This window comes from Streptomyces fradiae ATCC 10745 = DSM 40063 (assembly GCF_008704425.1).
Classification (GTDB): Bacteria; Actinomycetota; Actinomycetes; order Streptomycetales; family Streptomycetaceae; genus Streptomyces; species Streptomyces fradiae.
The window spans coordinates 3,822,501-3,844,462 of sequence record NZ_CP023696.1; the positions used below are offsets into that span (position 1 = coordinate 3,822,501).

The 21,962-nt window shown below is 71.9% G+C and carries 19 protein-coding genes and 2 rRNA genes (1 of these 21 only partly in view); 15 read left to right on the forward strand and 6 right to left on the reverse strand.

What is annotated here, in order from left to right:
- From CP974_RS17070 to CP974_RS17110, 9 genes are all read left to right on the forward strand, one after another.
- A 23S ribosomal RNA gene (locus tag CP974_RS17070) occupies positions 1-2,263 on the forward strand (it extends 856 nt beyond the left edge of the window).
- A gap of 78 nt (positions 2,264-2,341) precedes the next feature.
- Positions 2,342-2,458 (forward strand): 5S ribosomal RNA (gene rrf / locus CP974_RS17075).
- 70 nt (positions 2,459-2,528) lie between these two features.
- Positions 2,529-3,173: an HAD family hydrolase gene (locus CP974_RS17080; protein WP_031136319.1), complete on the forward strand. Its 645-nt coding sequence runs from the start codon at positions 2,529-2,531 to the stop codon at positions 3,171-3,173.
- Positions 3,174-3,296: 123 nt separating this feature from the next.
- Entirely contained in the window at positions 3,297-4,481 is a 1,185-nt protein-coding gene (locus CP974_RS17085) for an acetoin utilization protein AcuC (protein WP_069977477.1), read from the forward strand.
- A gap of 176 nt (positions 4,482-4,657) precedes the next feature.
- The gene (locus CP974_RS17090; RefSeq protein WP_031136315.1) at positions 4,658-5,473 is read left to right on the forward strand and encodes a phosphatase; all 816 of its coding nucleotides are present in this window, start codon (positions 4,658-4,660) and stop codon (positions 5,471-5,473) included.
- 126 nt (positions 5,474-5,599) lie between these two features.
- Complete coding sequence (locus CP974_RS17095) at positions 5,600-5,812, forward strand: helix-turn-helix domain-containing protein (RefSeq protein ID WP_031136313.1); 213 nt, start codon at positions 5,600-5,602, stop codon at positions 5,810-5,812.
- Between the two features lie 144 nt (positions 5,813-5,956).
- Positions 5,957-6,055 (forward strand): 30S ribosomal protein bS22, encoded by a 99-nt coding sequence (locus CP974_RS17100; protein WP_003948845.1) that lies wholly within the window; start codon positions 5,957-5,959, stop codon positions 6,053-6,055.
- Between the two features lie 237 nt (positions 6,056-6,292).
- Positions 6,293-7,399, forward strand: coding sequence for an NAD-dependent epimerase/dehydratase family protein (locus CP974_RS17105; RefSeq protein WP_031136311.1), 1,107 nt, complete (start codon positions 6,293-6,295; stop codon positions 7,397-7,399).
- A 2-nt stretch (positions 7,400-7,401) separates the two neighbouring features.
- Positions 7,402-8,565: a lysophospholipid acyltransferase family protein gene (locus CP974_RS17110; RefSeq protein ID WP_085921354.1), complete on the forward strand. Its 1,164-nt coding sequence runs from the start codon at positions 7,402-7,404 to the stop codon at positions 8,563-8,565.
- Positions 8,566-8,723: 158 nt separating this feature from the next.
- Here the strand turns inward: CP974_RS17110 and CP974_RS17115 are convergent, their stop codons facing one another.
- The 3 genes from CP974_RS17115 to CP974_RS17125 form a co-directional block, all read right to left on the reverse strand.
- On the reverse strand, positions 8,724-9,947 hold the full coding sequence (locus CP974_RS17115; protein ID WP_031136976.1) for a DUF5667 domain-containing protein: 1,224 nt from the start codon (positions 9,945-9,947) through the stop codon (positions 8,724-8,726).
- Between the two features lie 498 nt (positions 9,948-10,445).
- Complete coding sequence (locus tag CP974_RS17120; RefSeq protein WP_031133763.1) at positions 10,446-11,228, reverse strand: ECF subfamily RNA polymerase sigma factor, BldN family; 783 nt, start codon at positions 11,226-11,228, stop codon at positions 10,446-10,448.
- Between the two features lie 427 nt (positions 11,229-11,655).
- A complete protein-coding gene (locus CP974_RS17125) occupies positions 11,656-12,594 on the reverse strand; it encodes an HAD family hydrolase (RefSeq protein ID WP_031133761.1) in 939 nt (312 codons plus the stop codon).
- Positions 12,595-12,697: 103 nt separating this feature from the next.
- Between CP974_RS17125 and CP974_RS17130 the strand changes: the two genes are divergently transcribed.
- The 5 genes from CP974_RS17130 to CP974_RS17150 all read left to right on the forward strand — a co-directional run bounded on the left by CP974_RS17130 (position 12,698) and on the right by CP974_RS17150 (position 18,522).
- A complete protein-coding gene (locus CP974_RS17130; RefSeq protein ID WP_031133760.1) occupies positions 12,698-12,979 on the forward strand; it encodes a glutaredoxin family protein in 282 nt (93 codons plus the stop codon).
- 650 nt (positions 12,980-13,629) lie between these two features.
- Complete coding sequence (locus CP974_RS17135; protein WP_031133758.1) at positions 13,630-14,514, forward strand: redox-sensing transcriptional repressor Rex; 885 nt, start codon at positions 13,630-13,632, stop codon at positions 14,512-14,514.
- Entirely contained in the window at positions 14,511-15,869 is a 1,359-nt protein-coding gene (locus CP974_RS17140) for a glutamyl-tRNA reductase (RefSeq protein WP_031133756.1), read from the forward strand. The genes CP974_RS17135 and CP974_RS17140 overlap by 4 nt, the downstream gene beginning before the upstream one ends.
- Positions 15,866-16,858, forward strand: coding sequence for a hydroxymethylbilane synthase (gene hemC / locus CP974_RS17145; RefSeq protein ID WP_031133755.1), 993 nt, complete (start codon positions 15,866-15,868; stop codon positions 16,856-16,858). The genes CP974_RS17140 and hemC overlap by 4 nt, the downstream gene beginning before the upstream one ends.
- Entirely contained in the window at positions 16,855-18,522 is a 1,668-nt protein-coding gene (locus tag CP974_RS17150) for a bifunctional uroporphyrinogen-III C-methyltransferase/uroporphyrinogen-III synthase (protein WP_031133753.1), read from the forward strand. The genes hemC and CP974_RS17150 overlap by 4 nt, the downstream gene beginning before the upstream one ends.
- A 171-nt stretch (positions 18,523-18,693) precedes the next feature.
- Here CP974_RS17150 and CP974_RS17155 read toward each other — a convergent pair whose 3' ends face one another.
- The gene (locus tag CP974_RS17155) at positions 18,694-19,119 is read right to left on the reverse strand and encodes a MarR family winged helix-turn-helix transcriptional regulator (RefSeq protein WP_223844663.1); all 426 of its coding nucleotides are present in this window, start codon (positions 19,117-19,119) and stop codon (positions 18,694-18,696) included.
- 72 nt (positions 19,120-19,191) lie between these two features.
- Between CP974_RS17155 and CP974_RS17160 the strand changes: the two genes are divergently transcribed.
- Positions 19,192-20,664, forward strand: a complete 1,473-nt coding sequence (locus CP974_RS17160) for an MFS transporter (protein ID WP_085921498.1) — start codon at positions 19,192-19,194, stop codon at positions 20,662-20,664.
- A gap of 86 nt (positions 20,665-20,750) precedes the next feature.
- Here the strand turns inward: CP974_RS17160 and CP974_RS17165 are convergent, their stop codons facing one another.
- Complete coding sequence (locus tag CP974_RS17165; RefSeq protein ID WP_031133748.1) at positions 20,751-21,011, reverse strand: DUF397 domain-containing protein; 261 nt, start codon at positions 21,009-21,011, stop codon at positions 20,751-20,753.
- Positions 21,008-21,841, reverse strand: a complete 834-nt coding sequence (locus CP974_RS17170; RefSeq protein ID WP_031133746.1) for a helix-turn-helix domain-containing protein — start codon at positions 21,839-21,841, stop codon at positions 21,008-21,010. The genes CP974_RS17165 and CP974_RS17170 overlap by 4 nt, the downstream gene beginning before the upstream one ends.
- Positions 21,842-21,962: the final 121 nt, after the last annotated feature.

Here is a 21,962-nt window from a genome sequence, read left to right on the forward strand (position 1 = left end):
GGGGATGACCTGTGGTTAGGGGTGAAAGGCCAATCAAACTCCGTGATAGCTGGTTCTCCCCGAAATGCATTTAGGTGCAGCGTCGTGTGTTTCTTGCCGGAGGTAGAGCACTGGATAGGCGATGGGCCCTACCGGGTTACTGACCTTAGCCAAACTCCGAATGCCGGTAAGTGAGAGCGCGGCAGTGAGACTGTGGGGGATAAGCTCCATGGTCGAGAGGGAAACAGCCCAGAGCATCGACTAAGGCCCCTAAGCGTACGCTAAGTGGGAAAGGATGTGGAGTCGCAGAGACAACCAGGAGGTTGGCTTAGAAGCAGCCACCCTTGAAAGAGTGCGTAATAGCTCACTGGTCAAGTGATTCCGCGCCGACAATGTAGCGGGGCTCAAGCGTACCGCCGAAGTCGTGTCATTGCAGCATAAGCCCCAACGGGTGCTGTGATGGGTAGGGGAGCGTCGTGTGCCGGGTGAAGCAGCCGCGGAAGCGAGTTGTGGACGGTTCACGAGTGAGAATGCAGGCATGAGTAGCGATACACACGTGAGAAACGTGTGCGCCGATTGACTAAGGGTTCCTGGGTCAAGCTGATCTGCCCAGGGTAAGTCGGGACCTAAGGCGAGGCCGACAGGCGTAGTCGATGGACAACCGGTTGATATTCCGGTACCCGCTTTGAAGCGCCAGCGCTGAACCCAGCGATGCTAAGCCCGTGAAACCGCCGTGTGCGTCTTCGGACAAGCACGGAGTGGTGGAGCCGGTGGCCCAGACTGGTAGTAGGTGAGCGATGGGGTGACGCAGGAAGGTAGTCCAGCCCGGGCGGTGGTTGTCCCGGGGTAAGGGTGTAGGACGTTACGTAGGTAAATCCGCGTGACACATAGTCTGAGACCTGATGCCGAGCCGATTGTGGTGAAGTGGATGATCCTATGCTGTCGAGAAAAGCCTCTAGCGAGTTTCATGGCGGCCCGTACCCTAAACCGACTCAGGTGGTCAGGTAGAGAATACCGAGGCGTTCGGGTGAACTATGGTTAAGGAACTCGGCAAAATGCCCCCGTAACTTCGGGAGAAGGGGGGCCACTTCTGGTGATCACTCTTGCAGTGTGAGCTGGGGGTGGCCGCAGAGACCAGCGAGAAGCGACTGTTTACTAAAAACACAGGTCCGTGCGAAGCCGTAAGGCGATGTATACGGACTGACGCCTGCCCGGTGCTGGAACGTTAAGGGGACCGGTTAGCTTGGATTCGTCCGGGCGAAGCTGAGAACTTAAGCGCCAGTAAACGGCGGTGGTAACTATAACCATCCTAAGGTAGCGAAATTCCTTGTCGGGTAAGTTCCGACCTGCACGAATGGCGTAACGACTTCTCGACTGTCTCAACCATAGGCCCGGTGAAATTGCACTACGAGTAAAGATGCTCGTTTCGCGCAGCAGGACGGAAAGACCCCGGGACCTTTACTACAGTTTGATATTGGTGTTCGGTTCGGCTTGTGTAGGATAGGTGGGAGACTGTGAAACTGTGACGCCAGTCATGGTGGAGTCGTCGTTGAAATACCACTCTGGTCGTGCTGGATGTCTAACCTGGGTCCGTGATCCGGATCAGGGACAGTGTCTGATGGGTAGTTTAACTGGGGCGGTTGCCTCCTAAAGGGTAACGGAGGCGCCCAAAGGTTCCCTCAGCCTGGTTGGCAATCAGGTGTTGAGTGTAAGTGCACAAGGGAGCTTGACTGTGAGACCGACGGGTCGAGCAGGGACGAAAGTCGGGACTAGTGATCCGGCGGTGGCTTGTGGAAGCGCCGTCGCTCAACGGATAAAAGGTACCCCGGGGATAACAGGCTGATCTTCCCCAAGAGTCCATATCGACGGGATGGTTTGGCACCTCGATGTCGGCTCGTCGCATCCTGGGGCTGGAGTCGGTCCCAAGGGTTGGGCTGTTCGCCCATTAAAGCGGTACGCGAGCTGGGTTTAGAACGTCGTGAGACAGTTCGGTCCCTATCCGCTGCGCGCGCAGGAACATTGAGAAGGGCTGTCCCTAGTACGAGAGGACCGGGACGGACGAACCTCTGGTGTGCCAGTTGTTCTGCCAAGGGCATGGCTGGTTGGCTACGTTCGGGAGGGATAACCGCTGAAAGCATCTAAGCGGGAAGCCTGCTTCGAGATGAGTGTTCCCACCTCCTTGAGAGGGTAAGGCTCCCAGTAGACGACTGGGTTGATAGGCCGGATATGGAAGCCCAGTGATGGGTGGAGTTGACCGGTACTAATAGGCCGAGGGCTTGTCCTCAGTTGCTCGCGTCCACTGTGTTAGTTCTGAAGTAACGAACACGACCATGTTGCCGGTTGGTTGTTATCTTCATAGTGTTTCGGTGGTCATAGCGTTAGGGAAACGCCCGGTTACATTCCGAACCCGGAAGCTAAGCCTTTCAGCGCCGATGGTACTGCAGGGGGGACCCTGTGGGAGAGTAGGACGCCGCCGAACTATCATTCAGCCTCGGGCCTGGAAACCATGTTTCCAGGCCCGAGGCTTTTCTGCGTTCTAGGGTGGCCTTATGCGCTACGACCTGGTCATATTCGACAACGACGGCGTCCTCGTGGACAGTGAGCCGCTGTCCAACACCATCCTGGCCGGCTACCTCACCGAGCTCGGGCACCCCACCACGTACGAGGACTCCCTGCGCGACTACATGGGCGGCGCCGTCCACCGGATCCACGACACCATTCGGGAGCGGACCGGGAAGCCGCTGCCCGACGACTTCGACGAGACGTTCCACGCGCGGGTCTTCGCCGCCTTCGAGCGGGAGCTGACCGCCGTCGACGGAGTGACCGGCGTCCTCGGGGAGTTGGTCGCCCGCGGCGTCCCCTACTGCGTCGCCTCCTCCGGCAGCCACGAGCGCATCCGCGTCGGGCACCGCAAGACCGGACTCGACCGGTGGTTCGCGCCGGACGTCGTGTTCAGCGCCCAGGACGTCGGCAGGGGCAAGCCCGCGCCCGACCTGTTCCTCCACGCCGCCGAGCGGATGGGCGCCGCACCCGAGCGGTGCGTCGTCGTCGAGGACAGCCCCCTCGGCATCCAGGCCGCACGCGCCGCCGGCATGGCCGTCCACGCCTTCACGGCCATGAGCGGCCCGGACCGGCTGCCCGGCGCCGACGGCTACTTCGACGACATGGCCCGCCTGCCCGCGCTGGTGCTGTGACGCCCCCGTCCAGCGGCTGAGCGCCGCCGGGCCCCGTCGCGCCCTGACCGAGGCGCGGCTGCGGCGGGGCCCCGCCGTACGCCGGATCATGCGCCGGACCCGGCGACCGATACGGTGGCGGTCATGAGCGGCCGCGCACTGTTGATGTGGGATGACGCAGTCACCGGGTACGACTTCGGGCCCGGCCATCCGATGGACCCCGTACGCCTGGGGCTCACCAGGGAACTGGTGAGCGCCCTCGGGCTGGACCGGGCCGTCGAGGTGCGGGCGGCCAGGCCCGCCGGGGACTCCACGCTGCGGCTGGTGCACCGCGAGGACTACATCGCCGCCGTGCGCGCCGCCTCCGCCGACCCGCGCCACGCCGACCAGGCGTACGGGCTCGGCACCGTCGACGACCCGGCGTTCACCGGCATGCACGAGGCGTCCGCCCGTATCGCCGGGCTGTCGGTGGGCGCCGCCGAGGCGGTGTGGCGCGGCGACACCCACCGCGCGGTCAATTTCACCGGCGGCCTCCACCACGCCATGCCGGGCGCCGCCGCCGGGTTCTGCGTCTACAACGACGCCGCCCTCGCCATCGCGCGGCTCCTCGAACTCGGCGCCGAACGCGTCGCGTACCTCGACGTGGACGTCCACCACGGCGACGGCGTGCAGGCCGTGTTCCAGGACGACCCGCGGGTCCTGACCATCTCCGTCCACGAGCACCCCCGCACCCTCTTCCCCGGCACCGGCTGGCCCGAGGAGACCGGCGGGCCCGGCGCGGGCGCGGGCAGCGCCGTCAACCTCGCCCTCCCGGCCGGCACCGGCGACGCCGGATGGCTGCGGGCCTTCCACGCCGTCGTCCCCGAACTCCTCGCCGACTTCCGGCCGCAGGTCCTCGTCACCCAGCACGGCGCCGACACCCACTTCGAGGATCCGCTCGCGCACCTCGCGGTCTCCCTCGACGCCCAGCGGGCGGTGCAGCTGGCGTGCCGGGGGCTCGCCGACGAGTACGTCGAGGGCGGCCGGTGGCTCGCCCTGGGCGGCGGCGGTTACGCCGTCGTGGACGTGGTGCCGCGCTCCTGGGCGCACCTCGTGGCCATCGTCGCCGGCGCGGACGTACCGCCCGAGACGCTCGTCCCGGAGGAGTGGCGGAGCATCGTGTACGCGCGGACCAGGCAGCCGGGTCCGCGCCGTATGACGGACGGCCGGTGGCCCGTGACCTGGCGGGCCTGGGAGGACGGCTACGACCCCGAGGACCGGCTCGACCAGGCGGTGCTGGCGACCCGGCGGGCCGTGTTCCCGCTGCGCGGGCTCCTGGTCCACCCGTGAGCCCGCCCGTCGGAACGTGAGCCCCTGAGGGGCCCTGGGCCCCTGAGATCGTGGGTCCGTGGGTCCGTCATACCGTCACGAGGGCCCGTCCCCGCGCCTTCGCGCCGTTACGCCAACCGTGCGGAGCGGTGTCGTTCGCGGTCCGCGTCCGGGGTGCGTACGGCACCATCGGCGGCGTGCTGAGTACCGGGGCGCTGCGCGCGCATCTGCTGGCGGCGGGACTGGCCGGGCCCGTCGCCACGGCGCGCGAGAAGAGCCTGCGCAACTACCGGCTGTTCGCCGCCCGCGATCCGCGCGTCACGCTCGGCCTGGACCCCGAACGGCCCTGGGACGAGCGGGAACTGCTGCGGCTGATGGCCGACCGGTGCGGGGTGTCGGGCGACCCCGGGCTGCGGACCGGGCGCGATGTGATCGACCCCGAGCGGACCCTGCGGGCCCTGGACGCGTTCGCCGCGCGGCTCGCCGCCGCGGCCCGGCGCCGCGCCCCCGTGCTGTTCGGGACGGGGCACCCGCACAGGCTGCTGGGCTTCTACGCCACTCTGGCAGACGCCATGTCGTCGGCGGGATGTCCTGTACTCACCCCCGCGCAGGGGAGATGTGTCGACATAACGACCCGATTCGGCGTACGCACGCACCGACTCGCCTACGCGCGCGGTGTCGCCGTCGTACGGGAGCGGGGAGGCGCGGGCGACGGTGGTGAAGCGGGCGCACACACCCATTCGCCGTTGCCCGTGCGGGTGGTCCTGGGGGTGGCGGCCGAGGCCGGCGGACCCCTTCCGGAACTGGTCGTGGGGGACCACGGCTGGGTCTGCGGGGCAGGTCAGCTGGGCATCGAGGCGATGGGCCTGGCCGACACGGACGACCCCGCGCTCTTCGTCGGGGAGGCGGAGGGACAGGTGGCGGTCGCGGTGCCGGTCGACGACGCCGTACCGGCCGATTACTACCGCCCGCTCTCTCGCTATGTACTCAATCGGGCCTGTCTGTCACAGTAGCGGCGGATGGCTGCTCCTCTTCCCCACCCGTATCAACCGCCCCTAGTCTGGGCAGTGAGCGCACAGCGACGAAGAGTCACCGGAGGGGAAGCCGGTGGCGTCATGTGCGGAAGGTACAGGTGGGTCATGGTTGCTGCTGGCGAGACTCCTCTCAACGAGGTCAGGTTCCTTACCGTGGCGGAAGTCGCCTCGGTCATGCGCGTGTCGAAGATGACCGTGTACCGCTTGGTGCACAGCGGTCATCTGCCGGCGATCCGGGTGGGCAGGTCCTTCCGGGTGCCGGAGCAGGCGGTGCACGAGTACCTCCGCGACTCCTTCGTGGGGGTGGAGACGGCGTAGTCCTCGGTCCGTGCACCGCCCTCGGATTACGAGCTCGGCGCTTCGGCGGGTAGGCTAGGCCGACGTAGGTCGTGTGGGCCCAGACGCCCCGCACCGAGATTCCCGCTTGTGCGGGGATGTTCCGAGAAGTGAGCGAGGGTAGTCGTGGGCTCTGTTATCAAGAAGCGGCGCAAGCGGATGGCGAAGAAGAAGCACCGCAAGCTTCTGAAGCGCACCCGCGTTCAGCGCCGTAACAAGAAGTAAGCGGCGGCTGTACGTGCGCCTCGCGGCCCTTCCACCGGTTCCGGTGGGAGGGCCGCGGTCATTCCCGGCCCGGTCATTCCCGGCCCGGTCGTTCCCGGCCCGGTCGGCCCGTCTCGCGGGGCGGGCCTTCCGTGTGGGGTGTGGCCGGTTCCGGGGCCCGTGTCCGGCGCCGTCCGGCGGCGACCGGCTACGGTGGCAGCCACACGCGTCGCGGGGACCGAACGGAAGGCGCTGAACGTGGGCAGGGTCGTGCTCGTCACCGGGGTGGCCAGGCAGCTCGCCGGCCGTTTCGTACGGCGCGTGATGCGCGACCCGGACGTCGACCGGGTCGTCGGGGTGGACGCCGTTCCGCCGGAGCACCCGCTGGGCGGCGCGGAGTTCGTCCGCGCGGACATCCGGCAGCCCGTCATGGGCCGGGTGCTCGCCGAGCACGGGGTCGACACGGTGGTGCACATGGACGTCTCCGCCGCCGCCCCGCCCGGCGGTGGCGGCCGGGCGGCGGCCAAGGAGACCAACGTCATCGGGACGATGCAGCTCCTCGGCGCCTGCCAGCGGAGCCCCGCCGTCCGCCGGCTCGTGGTCCGCTCCAGCACCGTGGTGTACGGCTCGGCGCCGCGCGACCCGGCGGTGTTCACGGAGGCGACGCCGCCCAAGTCCCTGCCGGGCGGCGGCTTCGCGAAGGACGTCGCCGAGGTCGAGGGGTATGTGCGCGGTTTCGCCCGGCGCCGCCCCGACGTGGCCGTGTGCGTCCTGCGGTTCGCGAGCATCCTGGGGCCCGGCGCGGACTCCCCGCTGAGCCAGTACCTGTCGCTGCCGGTGCTGCCGACCGTCCTCGGGTACGACCCGCGGCTGCAGTTCGTCCACGAGGACGACGTGCTGGACGTGCTGGCCATCGCGGCGGCCGAGCCGCGCCGGGGGACGCTCAACAGCGGCACGTTCAACATCGCGGGCGACGGGGTGCTGACCCTGTCGCAGTGCGCGCGGCGGCTCGGCAGGCCGACGCTGCCCCTGCTGCCGCCGGCCGTCACGTGGGCGGGCACGGCGCTGCGGACGCTGGGCGTGAGCGACGTCTCCCCGGAGCAGATCCGGCTCCTCACGCACGGCAGGGTGGTCAGCACGGTACAGATGCGCGAGACCCTCGGGTTCGAGCCGGCCCACACGACGGCGGAGGCATTCGCGGCCTTCGTACGGCGCCGGGGCCCCGGCCTGCTGCCGCCGGCCGCGCTGGCGGCGGCGGTCGACCGGGTGGCGGCGGGCCTCGGCGACGGGGTGGCGGCGCATCTGGGGCGGATGGTGGCGACGGACGAGCGGCGTTCGGCCGCCGGGACGAGGAGCGCGGGCTGACGATGGCGGACGCCAAGATCATTCCCTTCGACCCCTTCGACGAGGACCGCCCCCGGGGCGGGGCCTCCCGTGCCGCACGGGGGCGCGACGCTCCGGCCGCCCGCCCGGTGACCGCCCTGCCGGGCCGGTCGGCCGCCGCGCCGGACGACGGCCGGGCGCAGGGCGCCGGGGGCGCGGCGCCGGACGACGGGGCCTCGCGCGGGGCCGGTGCGGCGCACCCGGCCGGGCGGGGGCCGGCCGGCGGGCCCGCGCCCGGGGCGGGTTCGGGCGCCGGGGCCGGGTCGGGGGCCGGGGCCGAGGGCGGTGCGGACGGACCGGGCCGGGAGGACGGCTGGGACCGGCGGCTCGCGGCGGGGCTCGCGTTCCTGCGGCGGCGGATCACCGGTGCTTACGAGGTCGACGAGTTCGGCTTCGACGAGGAGCTGACCGACCAGGTCCTGATGTCGCTGCTGCGGCCCCTGTTCGACACGTACTTCCGCGTCGAGGTGCGGGGCGTCGAGAACATCCCGGCCGAGGGCGGCGCCCTGGTCGTGGCGAACCACTCGGGCACGGTGCCGCTGGACGCGCTGATGATGCAGGTGGCGGTGCACGACCACCATCCGGCGGGGCGTCACCTGCGGCTGCTCGCCGCGGACCTGGTGTTCATGCTGCCGGTCGTCAGCGAGCTGGCCCGCAAGGCCGGGCACACCCTGGCGTGTACGGAGGACGCGGAGCGGCTGCTCGGGCGCGGTGAGGTCGTCGGAGTGATGCCGGAGGGCTTCAAGGGGATCGGCAAGCCGTTCGGCGAGCGGTACAAGCTGCAGCGGTTCGGGCGGGGCGGGTTCGTGTCGACGGCGCTGCGCACGCGGGCGCCGATCGTGCCGTGCTCCATCGTCGGGGCGGAGGAGACGTACCCGATGGTCGGCAACGCGAAGACGCTGGCGCGGCTGCTGGGGCTGCCGTACTTCCCGCTGACGCCGACGTTCCCGTGGCTGGGGCCGCTGGGTGCGCTGCCGCTGCCGACGAAGTGGACGATCGAGTTCGGTGAGCCGATCCCGACGGACGGGTACGCGCCGGAGGCGGCGGAGGACCCGATGCTGATGTTCAACCTGACGGACCAGGTGCGGGAGCGGATCCAGCACACGCTCTACGCACTGCTGGTGCGGCGGCGGTCGGTGTTCTTCTGAGGCCGTCTCCCGCGTGCCGGTGGCGCCGTCCGGCCGGGGACGGGGCCGGGGACGGCTCAGGGCGCCGCTCCTGACCGGAGCGGCGCCCTGAGTCCGTTCGTACGGGCGCACCCTCGTACCGTCCGTGCCGGAGCAGCGGGCCGGTGGGGGCCGCCCGGCTAGCCGGCGTCCTCGCCGTCGATGCCGAGGCCCGGGAGGATGCCCGGGAGCAGCGGCGGGAGCGTCACGTCGGGTGCGGGAGCGGGGGACTCCTGCGGGCCGTCCTGGGAGGGCGGCGTCGACGTGGCGGGCCCGTCCGGATCGAGGAGGCCGCCCGTGCCGCCGCCGAGGAGGCCCTGGTCGGTGTCCTGGCCGGTGCCGCCGGTCGGGCGGGGGCTGGTGCCCGTCCCGTCCGAGCCGCCCGTGCCGCCCGGTGCCGGGGCGTCCTGGCCGCCCGGTGCCTGGCCCGACGGGCCGGGGCCCGTGGAGCGGTCGGGGGCCGTGGACCCGGTGGATCCGGGGCCGGTCCTGCCCGGCGCGCTGCCGGGCAGCTTGGACTTGAGCGGGGCGACCTGCTGGTCTATGGCGTCGAAGACCGAGGTCACCTGGTCCCGTACGTCGGTGAGCTGGGGTGGGAGCTTGGCGCGCAGTCCGTCCCAGGTGCCGCGGTGGCTGCGGGCGAACGAGTCGAGCGTGGCCATGGGGCCGATGGCGCCGTCGCGCTCGTAGGCGAGGCGGAGCAGGCGGTGGCCCTCGGCCACGTCCTGCTGCATGCCGTTGAGCGTGCGGCGGATCTCGCCGAGCGACTCGTGGTCCAGGTCGCCGGACCGGCCGCGCTCCAGGAGGCGGCGGGCCTCGCTGAGCCGGGTGGAGGCGTGGTCGAGGTGGATCCCTCCGCGGTCCGCCTCGTCGTCGGCGAGGCCGAGCCGCAGGTCCTCCATGCCGCGCTTGAGCCCGTAGAGCGAGTCACCGGGGAGGGCGTCGGAACTGGCAGCGGCCACTCCGCTGAACGCGCCCGCCGCCACGCCCACGGTGAGGCCGCCGGCGGCGAGCCCCTTCGTCCAGCGGGTGCGGGGCCGCAATCTCCGGAGGGCGGTGGCGCGGTGCGCGCCGCGGCCGCTCGACGTCCGCTGCTCCGGAACCGTAGGGTCCGCGGACGCACCGCCCGCGGCCGTGCCCTCCTGGAACATCGCCTCCATGGCGGCGACCAGTTGGGCTCGCTGCACCACTTTCACTTCGGGGTCCATCGCCGGCTTCGGCAGCTCGCCGAGGCTGTCGGCCAGGGCCAGGAGCCGACTCTGGTCGCCGGCTTCGGCCGGCGCCTCGGACTGCTGGGCCGCCTGATCTTCCAGGGCCTGGGCGAAGGCGTTCGCCCGCCGGTGCGCCGATACGTTCGCGATCACTGGCGGCACCTCCTCTCGTCATGACGGTCGACTCCCCAGGGGGTCCGGAAGGTTGCACACGTTGAGCACATCCACACGTACGAGTGAGTGGCTGTGGACAGGGCGCGACCAGAGGGAGCCTGCATCCCGCACAACGAGTGTCGCGGCACCTGGGTTACGGAGGGAAGATGTTCGGACCAGGGCGTCATGAGGCGGTCACCGGGGGTGAGTTGGCGGGAGGGGGGCCGACGGGGCGGCGGCGGGCCGGGGGCGGGGCTGAGCGGTGGGGTGTGGGTGGGACCTGCGGTGGGGCTTCGGGGGGACGGAGGGACGGGGCCCGGGGGCCTGGTGCGGGGCTCGGGGCTCGGGACGGGTGCGGGAGAGGGGGACGGGCGGCCGGCGGGGCGGGGCGGTCCGGTGTCCGGGTCCGTCCGGGGACGGGGCGGGGTGGGGCGGAGCGGGGAGGCCGCGCGGGACGGGGCGGTCGGGACTGAGGGGAGGGCGGGGACGGGCGGAGGGTCAGCGGGCGTCTTCGGGGAGCAGCCGTGCGAGGGTCCGTACGGCGCGGTACTGGAGAGTCTTGATCGCGCCCTCGTTCTTGCCCATCACGCGCGCGGTCTCGGCGACGGACAGGCCGTGCAGGAAGCGCAGCGTGACGCACTCCTGCTGCTGCGGGTTGAGCTTGCGGACGGCTTCGAGGAGGGCGGCGTTGGAGAGGGACTCGAGGACGGAGTCCTCCGGGCTGCGCTCGACCTCGTTGGCGTCGAGCATTTCGCCCGTGGTCACTTCCAGGCGGAACCTGCTCGACTTGAAGTGGTCCGCGACCAGGTTGCGCGCGATCGTGACCAGCCAGGCGCCGAAGTCGCGGCCCTGCCAGGTGAAGGTCGAGATCCGGCGCAGCGCGCGCAGGAAGGTCTCGCTGGTCAGGTCCTCGGCGGTCGCCTTGCCGCCGACGCGGTAGTAGATGTAGCGGTAGACGGTGTCGCTGTACTGGTCGTAGAGACGGCCGAAGGCCTCGGCCTCGCCGGCCTGGGCGCGCTCGACCAGCTCCATCATGCGGCCGCTGTCGCTGTCGGCGGCGGGCCGGCGGGCGGTGGCCGAGGCGCCCGCGCCGCCCCGCCCGCCCCTTCGGGCGACGGCCGCGGCACCGCCGTCGGCCAGGGCGTAGCAGGGACCGGCGGGTGCCGGTGCGGCGAAGGCGGGGACGGCGTACGCGGTGGGGACGAAGCCGCGCATGTGGTCGAGGACCGTCGCGCGCAGCGTAGCCAGGCCCGAGGCGTCAACCCCGACGTGTGGGTACACGGGACTCCCAGAGGCAGAGCTTCCATCACGTGCAGTGCGGGACCGTTCACTCGTCGTGGCGACGTGTGGGGGGTTCCGAGTGCGTCTGAGGAGAATAACGCTTCGTGCAGGGAGCGCTACACCGAGTTGCTCAAATCGTCGATTCAGTCGCTTCTGTTTCGACTGCAGAACGGGTTCAGTAGCACTTCGTGACCGTTCTTTGATCGGATTAGTTCGGGTTCTGTTTGTCCCCTGGTTCTGTTGTGGCGCTGTTGTGGCCGAGTGCGTCGGGGGCGACTGGCGCCCGCGCGCGGCGGGTAGGAACCGTGAATGCCCGTGTCGCGCACCGGTGCGTCCCGGCTCGGCTGCCCGGCTGCCCGTGTCGCCCCGGCGCGTGGCGGGTCGGCCCGTGGCGTGCCGGAGTGGTGCGGAGGCGCGGGAGGGCGGGTCAGCGGCGGCGGCGGTGCAGGGCGACGGCGGCGGCCGTACCGCCCGCCAGGGCGCCCACGCCGGCCGCGGCGGGGATGCCGACCTTCGCGGCCTTGCGGCCCGTCCGGTAGTCGCGCAGTCGCCAGTCCCGCTCCTTGGCGTACCGGCGCAGTTTCGTGTCCGGGTTGATCGCGTACGGGTGGCCGACCAGGGACAGCATGGGGATGTCGTTGTGCGAGTCGCTGTACGCGGCGCAGCGGTCCAGGTCCAGCCCCTCGGCGGCGGCCAGCGCCCGTACGGCCTCCGCCTTGGCGGGACCGTGCAGCGGCTCGCCGACCAGGCGGCCGGTGTAGACGCCGTCGACGGACTCGGCGACCGTGCCGAGCGCGCCGGTCAGGCCGAGCCGCCGGGCGATGATCGTGGCCGTCTCCACGGGCGCGGCCGTGACCAGCCACACCTTCTGCCCGGCGTCCAGGTGGGCCTGGGCGAGGGCGCGGGTGCCGGGCCAGATCCGGTCGGCCATGTACTCGTCGTAGATCTCCTCGCCGATGGTCATCAGCTCGGAGACGCGGTGGCCCCGCACGATCGACAGGGCGCTCTCGCGGGCGTCCTGCATGTGCTCGGGGTCCTCGACCCCGGCGAGCCGGAACCAGGTCTGCTGCCAGGCGAAGCGGGCCAGCTCGCGGCGCTGGAAGAACTGGCGCTTGTACAGCCCGCGGCCGAAGTGGAACAGGGCGGCGCCCTGCATGACGGTGTTGTCCAGGTCGAAGAAGGCCGCGGCGCGGGCGTCGCCGCGTACGGGGAACTCGGCTTCCGGTTCCGCTTCCTTCTCCGCGCGGTCGAGGACTTCGAGCTGGCGGGAGGTCTTGCGCGCCGCCTCCGCCGCGGCCTCGCCGGCGAGCACGCTGCGTGCCGTGGCGGGGCGCCTGCGGGGGGAGAGCCATCCGAGAGCGGCCATGTCGTGAGCATAGCCAGTGAGCCCACCCGCGCCCGAACCGTGGGACGCCGACGTGTGAACGCGCGGGGGCGGGGGTGTGAAACGGCACCGCGGGGCGCGGACAATGGGGCGCATGTTCGGACGTACGAAGAAGAGGGCCGCGGGGCCGCGCACCGTCACGCTGATCGGCAAGCCCGGATGCCACCTGTGCGACGACGCTCGGGCGGTGATCGAGCGCGTCTGCGCGGAGACCGGCGACGTGTGGGAGGAGAAGGACATCACCCGGGACGAGGAGCTGCACCGGGCCTACTGGGAGCAGATCCCCGTGGTGCTGGTCGACGGGGAGCAGCACACGTTCTGGCGGGTGGACGAGGCCCGGCTGCGCAGGGAGCTGCTGGCGGGCTGAGGGGTGCCGCGCGGGCGGGCGGGCGGGGGCTGCGGGGTGCCGAGGGTGCGGGGTGCCGAGGGGTGCGCCGGGGGTCCGGCGTCGGGCGTGGGGGTACGGCGGGGGTCTGACGTCGGGCGCGGAGGGGTGCGCCGGGGGCCTGGCGTCGGGTGTGGCGGGGTGTGCCGGGGGTTCGGCGTCGGGTGTGGCGGGGTGCGCCGGGGGTTCGGCGGCGGGTGCTGAGGGGTCCGGTGGCGGGTGCCGGTGGCGCCGGAGAGGGCGGCGCGGGGCGCGGGGGAGGCCGCCGGGGGTGCGCGGGGCTTGGCACGGAGTGCCGCGGGGACGGCGCGGGGTGCCGGCGGGCCGGTTCCGGACCGTGCTGCGCGGTGGGGGACACCCGTGGCCGAAGACGGTTACCATCGGGTGCGTTTTGTTCGGTTTCGGGGGCGTGATCGTAGGGAGTGTGTACGGCTTTGCCCCATCCAAAGATCGAACGCACCCAGGCTCACTTTGGTTCCACGGTGGCGCGAACCCCTCGCGTGACCCCGATCACTTTGCACGGACAAAGCGGACATCATCTTTGTGCACGCGTTCACAAAGACATAGCCTGCTGTCGACGGGGCGGTCTTGGGACGGGCCGCCCGCAGCCCCGCTCATCCCGCAGGAGCACCGTGGCAACTGGCCGAACTCACCGACCGGCGACCCGTAGCCGAGGCATCCCCGAGGCCACCGTCGCCCGGCTTCCGCTGTACCTGCGGGCACTCACCGCCCTGTCCGAGCGCTCCGTGCCCACGGTCTCGTCCGAGGAGCTCGCCGCCGCCGCCGGGGTGAACTCCGCCAAGCTGCGCAAGGACTTCAGCTACCTCGGCTCCTACGGCACGCGCGGGGTCGGCTACGACGTCGAGTACCTCGTCTACCAGATCTCCCGTGAGCTGGGCCTCACCCAGGACTGGCCGATCGTCATGGTCGGCATCGGAAACCTGGGCGCCGCCCTGGCCAACTACGGCGGGTTCGCGTCCCGCGGCTTCCGCGTGGCCGCGCTGATCGACGCCGATCCGTCCATGGTGGGCAAGCCCGTCGCGGGCATCCCCGTGCAGTTCATCGACGACCTCGAGCGGATCATCGAGGACAACGGGGTCTCCATCGGCGTCATCGCCACGCCCGCCGGGGCCGCGCAGCAGGTCTGCGACCGGCTCGTCGCCGCCGGGGTCACGTCCATCCTGAACTTCGCGCCGACCGTGCTGTCCGTCCCGGACGGCGTCGACGTGCGCAAGGTCGACCTGTCGATCGAACTCCAGATCCTCGCCTTCCACGAGCAGCGCAAGGCCGGCGACGAGGCCGGGGCGGTCCTGCCGGACGCCGCCGCCGTGCGCGCCGCCGCGGCTGCGGCGAGCGCCGCCGCCCCGGCCACCGCCGCCCCGACCGCGGTCGACGCGGGCGCGGACGCGGGTACGGCCGCCGCCGCGGGCACGGGTGCCGGTACGGGCACGGGTGCCGGTACGGGCGCCGGCCGCAAGGGACCCGACGGGGACGTCCCCGCGGTGATGCCGGCATGAGCCTCCTCGTCGTCGGCCTCAGCCACCGCAGCGCCCCCGTCAGCGTGCTGGAGCGGGCCTCCCTCGACTCCGACACGCAGAACAAGCTGCTCCAGGACGTCCTCGCCGCCGAGCCGGCCGCCGAGGCCGCCGTCCTGGCGACCTGCAACCGCATCGAGCTGTACGCCGACGTGGACAAGTTCCACGCCGGGGTCGCCGAGCTGTCGACGCTGCTCGCCCAGCACAGCGGGGTCTGCCTGGAGGAGCTGACGCCCTTCCTCTACGTGCACTACGAGGACCGGGCCGTCCACCACCTGTTCTCCGTCGCCTGCGGCCTGGACTCCATGGTGGTCGGCGAGGGCCAGATCCTCGGCCAGATCAAGGACTCCCTCGCCCGCGCCCAGGAGCTGCACACGGCGGGCCGGCTGCTGAACGACCTGTTCCAGCAGGCCCTGCGGGTCGGCAAGCGCGCGCACAGCGAGACCGGCATCGACCGTGCCGGGCAGTCCCTGGTCACCTTCGGGCTGGAGCAGCTCGCCGCCGGCCACGCGGACGTGGCGGCCTGGGCGAAGGGCAAGCGCGCCCTCGTCATCGGCGCCGGGTCCATGTCGTCGCTGGCCGCGGCGACCCTCGCCCGCGCCGGCGTCGACGAGGTCGTCATCGCCAACCGCACGGTCGAGCGCGCCGAGCGCCTCGCCCAGATCCTCACCGAGCCCGGCGGTACGGGCGTCACCGCCCGCGCCGTCGCCATGACGGAGACGGGCGCCGAGCTGGCCCGCGCCGACGTGGTCGTCTCCTGCACGGGCGCGACCGGCCTGGTCCTGACCGCGGCGGCCGTCGAGGCGGCCACGGCGGGCCGTACGGCCCCGCTGGCGCTGCTCGACCTGGCCATGCCCCGCGACATCGACGCCGCCGTGCACCGCATGGTGAACGTCCGGCTGGTCGACATCGAGTCCCTCGCCGAGGCGTCCGCCGACGCGCCCATGGCCGCCGACGTCGGCAAGGTGCGCACCATCGTCACCGACGAGGTCGCGGTGTTCGGCGCCGCCCAGCGCGCCGCGCACATCACCCCGACCGTCGTCGCCCTGCGCGCGATGGCCGCCGGTGTCGTGGCCAGTGAGGTGGCCCGCCTGGAGGGCCGCCTGCCCGGCCTGGACGAGAAGCAGCGCGCCGAGATCACCCAGACCGTGCGCCGTGTCGTGGACAAGCTGCTGCACGCGCCGACCGTACGGGTCAAGCAGCTCGCCGGGGAGCCCGGCGGCGCCGGGTACGCCGACGCCCTGCGCACCCTTTTCGACCTCGACCCGGAGACGGTCGCCGCCGTCTCGCGGGCCGACCTGGACAACGCCGACGTGAAGAACCGAGGGCGAGTATGACCGACAGGGCCGAGAGCACCCAGAGGGCACTGAGGCTGGGGACCAGGCGCAGCAAGCTCGCCATGGCCCAGTCCGGGCACGTGGCGGACGCCGTCCGCCGGCTGACCGGCCGCCCCGTGGAGCTCGTCGAGATCACCACGTACGGGGACACGTCCCGCGAGCACCTGTCGCAGATCGGCGGCACGGGCGTCTTCGTCACCGCGCTGCGCGACGCGCTGTTCGCGCGCGAGGTGGACTTCGCCGTCCACTCCCTCAAGGACCTGCCGACCGCGCAGCACGACGACCTCGCGCTCGCCGCGATCCCGGTCCGGGAGGACGCGCGGGACGTGCTGGTCGCCCGCGACGGGCTGCCGCTCGCTCAGCTGGCCGCGTCCGCGCGGGACGGCGTCGTCCGCGTCGGCACCGGCGCGCCGCGCCGGATGGCGCAGCTCAACGCGTACGCCCGCGACCACGGGCTGCGCGTCGAGACCGTCGCCATCCGGGGCAACGTCGACACCCGCATCGGGTTCGTGCGCAGCGGTGAGCTGGACGCGGTCGTGCTGGCCGCCGCCGGGCTGAACCGGCTCGGCCGGATCGCGGAGGCGACCGAGTTCCTGCCGTTCGACACCATGCTGCCCGCGCCGGGCCAGGGGGCGCTCGCGATCGAGTGCCTGTCCGCCGACGCCGGCCTGGTGGCCGCGCTCGCCCAGCTCGACGACGCGCACACGCGCGCCGCCGTGACCGCCGAGCGGTCCCTGCTCGCCGCCCTGGAGGCGGGCTGCTCCGCCCCCGTGGGCGCGCTCGCCGACCTCGTGGCCGGCGACCAGGATGTTCATGAGTTGCGCCTGCGGGGCGTCGTCGGCACGACCGACGGCTCCACGCTGGTGCAGTTGTCCACCACCGGTCCCGTACCCACGTCGCACGACGACGCGGTGGCCCTCGGTCGCGAACTCGCGGACGAGATGCTCGCCAAGGGCGCGGCCGGTCTTATGGGGGAGCGAGCACTTTGAGCCCCACCACTGCATCCAAGGCTTCCTCGGCGTTCTCCGCGTGCGGGCACGTCACCTTCCTCGGCGCCGGACCCGGTGATCCGGGGCTGCTGACTCTGCGCGCCGTGGAGGCGCTGGCGGGCGCTGACGTACTGATCGCCGAGCCCGAAGTGCTCGACGTCGTACGCGGCCATGCCCGAGCGGGGGTGAGCACGCCCGAGCTGACGGTTGTTGACGATGCGTCAATGGCCGCCGGGGTCCCGGTGTTGAGGGACGCAGCCAATCTTGTCATGGAGGCCGCGCGGGGCGGCAAGCGGGTGGTGCGTGCGCTCAGCGGCGACCCGGGCCTCGACGGCGACGCGGGCGCCGAGATGCTCGCCTGCGCGTCCGCCGGCATCCCCTTCGAGGTGGTGCCCGGTGTCGCCGCGGCGGTCGGCGTGCCCGCGTACGCCGGTGTCCCGCTGCGGGACGCGCAGGGCGCGGACGTGCGGTTCGTGGACGCCCGTACGGCCAGCGACCGGTGCTGGACGGAGGTCGGCGCGTCCGACGGCACGGTCGTCGTGTCCACGACGCTGGACTCGGTCGCCGCTGCCGCCGGTGAGCTGGTCGCGGCCGGGCGGAAGCCGGACACCCCGCTGACCGTCACCATCGCCGGTACGACGACCCGGCAGCGGACGTGGACCGCCACGCTCGGCTCGATCGCCCAGACGCTGAAGCAGGCGAAGGTGCTGCCCTCCCCGGAGGGCCACCGGCCCGTCATAGCCGTGGTCGGTGAGCGCAGCGCCGCCGCCCAGCGCGACCAGCTCGCGTGGTTCGAGTCCAAGCCGCTGTTCGGCTGGAAGGTCCTCGTCCCGCGCACCAAGGAGCAGGCGGCGTCGCTCTCCGACCAGCTCAGGTCGTACGGGGCGGTGCCCAGCGAGGTCCCGACCATCGCGGTCGAGCCGCCGCGCACCCCGCAGCAGATGGAGCGGGCGGTCAAGGGCCTGGTCACCGGCCGCTACGAGTGGATCGCCTTCACCTCGGTCAACGCCGTGAAGGCCGTCCGCGAGAAGTTCGAGGAGTACGGGCTCGACGCCCGCGCCTTCGCCGGGATCAAGGTCGCGGCGGTCGGCGAGCAGACCGCGAAGGCCCTGGTCGACTTCGGCGTCAAGCCGGACCTGGTGCCCAGCGGCGAGCAGTCCGCGGCCGGGCTCCTGGAGGACTGGCCGCCGTACGACCCGGTCTTCGACCCGATCGACCGGGTGTTCCTGCCGCGCGCCGACATCGCCACCGAGACGCTGGTGGCCGGGCTCATCGAGCTGGGCTGGGAGGTGGACGACGTCACGGCCTACCGGACCGTGCGCGCGTCGCCGCCCCCGGCGGAGACCCGCGAGGCGATCAAGGGCGGCGGCTTCGACGCGGTGCTGTTCACGTCGTCGTCGACCGTGCGGAACCTGGTCGGCATCGCGGGCAAGCCGCACAACGTCACCGTGATCGCCTGCATCGGCCCGGCCACCGCCAAGACGGCGGAGGAGCACGGCCTGCGCGTGGACGTGCTGTCGCCGGAGCCGTCGGTGACGAAGCTGGCGGAGGCCCTGGCGGAGTTCGGCGCGAAGCGCCGCGCCGCCGCGCTGGAGGCGGGCGACCCGGTCACCCGTCCCTCCGAGCGGCGCCCCGGCGCCCGCCGCCGCCGCACGACGACCTGACCGGCCCGTCGGCCTGACCGGTCCACCGGATGTGGCCCGCCCCCGCGTTGCCGGGGTGCGGGCCGCACGTTCCCGGGCGCGTGCCGGGGCCCGGGAACGCGTGCGGAAGGCCGCCCATCGCCGCTGCGACGGGCGGCCTTCCGGTGTGTGCGGGGTCCTGACGCCCCGTGTTCAGGAGGTCGAGGTCGCTTTCGCCAGGAGGGCGCTGAGGTCGGCGATCTCCCGCGCGGTCAGCGCCGACGTGGGCGTCTCCTCGCTGAGCGCGGCGAGGACGTTGCGCCGGCAGGAGGCCCCCGCGTCGGTCAGGGTGATGAGCTTGGCGCGGCGGTCGGTGGGGTGCGGCCGGCGCGTGATCAGTCCCTGCTGCGCCATCCGGTCGACCACGTACCCGGCGTTGGACGCCTCGCAGCACATCCGCCCCGCGAGGTCGGTCAGCGTCAGCGGCTCGGACAGCTCCCGCAGCGCGATCACCTGCGAGCTGGTGATGCCGAGTCGGTCGGCGACCTTGCGCGCGTGGGCGTCGATGCGCTGGTTGAAGCGGGCGACGAGCCCGCACAGGGCGGCTGAATCGGCCTGCGGCTCGGGTGAGGCGTTCACGCGGTCCATCGTACCCAACAGATCATCCGAACTGTTAAAGTCCGAACTCGGACCTTCCGAGTTTGGAGTATAGTGACGTCTGCGTACCAGGACACCCCCCAGACCCGGCCCGCCACGGGCCCGGCACCGGGCCCCGCACCGGGCCCCGCCGCGGGCACGGCCGCCGGCTCGGCCGTGGGAACGGCCACGCGTCGTGGCGCGACGCTGCTCGCCGCCGTGGCGCTCGCCCAGATGCTGGTCGGCATCGACTACAACATCGTCTTCGTCGCCCTGCCGGAGATCGCCGAACTCGGCTTCCGGCAGGGCAGCCTCCCCTGGGTGATCAGCGCCTACGCGATCGCCTTCGGAGGGCTCCTGCTGCTCTGCGGGCGCCTGGTCGACCGGTACGGGAGGCGGCGCCTGTTCATGGCCGGGGTCGCGCTCTTCGCCCTCGGGTCGGTCCTCGGGGGCGCGGCCACCTCGCCCGCGCTGCTGGTGATCGGTCGAGCCGTCCAGGGCGCGGGCGGGGCGGCGCTCTCCCCGGCGATCCTGGCGCTGCTCAGCGCCAACTTCGAGGAGGGACCGGCCCGGAACCGGGCGCTGGGCATCTGGGGTGCCGCCGGCTCGGCCGGCATGGTCCTCGGGTCGATCCTGGGCGGCGTACTGACCCAGGCGCTGGGGTGGCGGGCCGTCTTCTTCGTCAACGTCCCCCTCGTGGTGCTGGTCGTCGCCCTGGCGTGGCGCAGCGTGCCCCTCGACCGCCCGGAGGCACCCGCCGGGTCCCTCGACGTCAAGGGCGGCGTGCTCGCGACCGCCGCCGCCGCGCTGACCGTCATGGGGCTCACGTTCGCCACCGAGGACGGGTGGTCCTCGCGGGCCGCGTGGGTGTGCCTGGGGCTCGCGGCGCTCGCCGTGGCCGCATGCGTGGGCGTCGAGTCACGCGCGGCCGCGCCGCTGTTCCGCAAGGAGCACCTCGGGAACCGCCACCTGGCGGTCGGGACGGCGTCGACGTTCCTCTTCATGGCGGGATTCGGCGCGCTCGCCTACTTCGTCACCATCTACCTGCAGGACACCCGTGGCCTGTCCGCGCTGTCGACGGGACTCGTCTTCGTCGTGCCCTGCGCGGGCGTCCTGATCGGCACCCACGTGGGCGGGCGACTGGCCACGCGGAGCCTGCGCGTCGCCCTCGTCAGCGGAAACCTGGTCGGGGCGGTGGTGCTGACGGTCCTCGCGGTCGCCATCGGGGCGGAGACCGGCTGGGCCGTGCTCCTCACCGCGCTGTTCCTGCTCAGCGTCGGCCAGGGCGTCGTGTTCACCGCCATGTTCGCCACGGCGGCGACGGGATCCGCCGACGACGAGCAGGGCACGGTCGGAGGTATCGCCACGACGGGCCAGCAGCTCGGCGGCGCGGTCGGCCTCGCGGTCCTCGTCACCCTCACCGCCGGTTCGGGCGACACCACCCGCGCCGCGGTCGGCTGGATCGCGGCCATCGTCGCCGCGGGCGCCGCGACGGCGCTCCTCGTCCCCCGGACGCGGCAGGACCCAGCCGCCCCGGCGCACGACTGAGACCCCGCCCCTCGGCGCCGAGGGACGGCACCGCGCGGCCCGTACCCGCCTTGGCGGGTGCGGGCCCACGCGCGTTCCCGAGCGCGTCAGCGTGTGGAGGCGTACGGCAGGAAGGCCACCCAGGAGGTGGGGGCGAGGGCCAGGCGGGGGCCGGTGGGGTTCTTGGAGTCGCGGACGAGGATGCGGTCGGTCACGGCCGCGACCTCGACGCAGTCGGGGCCGTCGTCGGTGCTGTAGCTGCTCTTGATCCAGGCAACTTCGACGCAGGACGGGCCGTCGTCCGTGCTGTAGCTGCTCTTTATCCACTCCAACTGATGGTTGGCTCCGTCAGAGGGCTTGAGGGTCATGACTCTCCCAGCACTTTCTCGATGAAGGCCAGCGACTCTCGCGGGGTGAGAGCCTGCGCCCGGATGATCCCATAGCGCATGTCGAGGACCGTCGTCTCTCTCGGGTCGGTGATCACGCGGTTGGTGAGCTGGACCTCATTGAGACCAACGGCTGCTCCATCCTTGAGCTTGAGCAGTCGGAAGGGGCCGCCAAGCCCCGAGTTCTCCTCCCGGCTCAAAGGCAGCACCTGGAGATCGACGTTTCTCAGCCGGGCCACTTCCGACAAGCGTTCGAGCTGTCTGCGCATCACCATCTTGCCCCCGATCAGGCGGAGAAGCGTCGCCTCACACAGGACAAAACTGAAGAGCGGGCGAGTGGCTGGGGCAGAGAAGATCTGCTGACGATCGAGGCGAGCCGCTACCCGTTGCTCCAGCTCCTCTTCCGTGAACTGGGGACGCCGCGAGCCGAACACCGCCCGCGCGTACTCCTCCGTCTGCAACAGCCCGTCGATGACCGAGTTGTTGTAGGAGCAGATCTCGACGGCTTCCGCCTCCAGGCGCTTCACGTCCCGTACCTTCTTCGGGTACCGGGCCTCCGCCACGTCCCCCTTCATCGCTGCGAGCCTGCCGCCCGCGTTCAGTACCTCGTCCGCGGCGTCCAGGTACTCCGGCCGCGCGATGCGCCGTCCCCGCTCCACCGAGGAGACCAGCTCCTCCCCGTAGCCGATGGCGCGGCCGAACTCGGCCTGGGTGAGGCCGGCCGCCTCGCGCCACAGCTTCAGCTGGCGGGCGACCGCGCGCATCACGGCGCCCGCCTCCTCGTCGTCCAGCCCCGTGTCCCCGTCGATCACGTCTGCCGCCCTCCCTCCGCGTCGGCCCTTCTCCGTACAACTGCGGCGGTCGGGCCCCGGTCACCCCGGACGGTCCGGACGGAGCGGGGACGGGTGCGGACAGCGGCGGTCCGCACGGGCG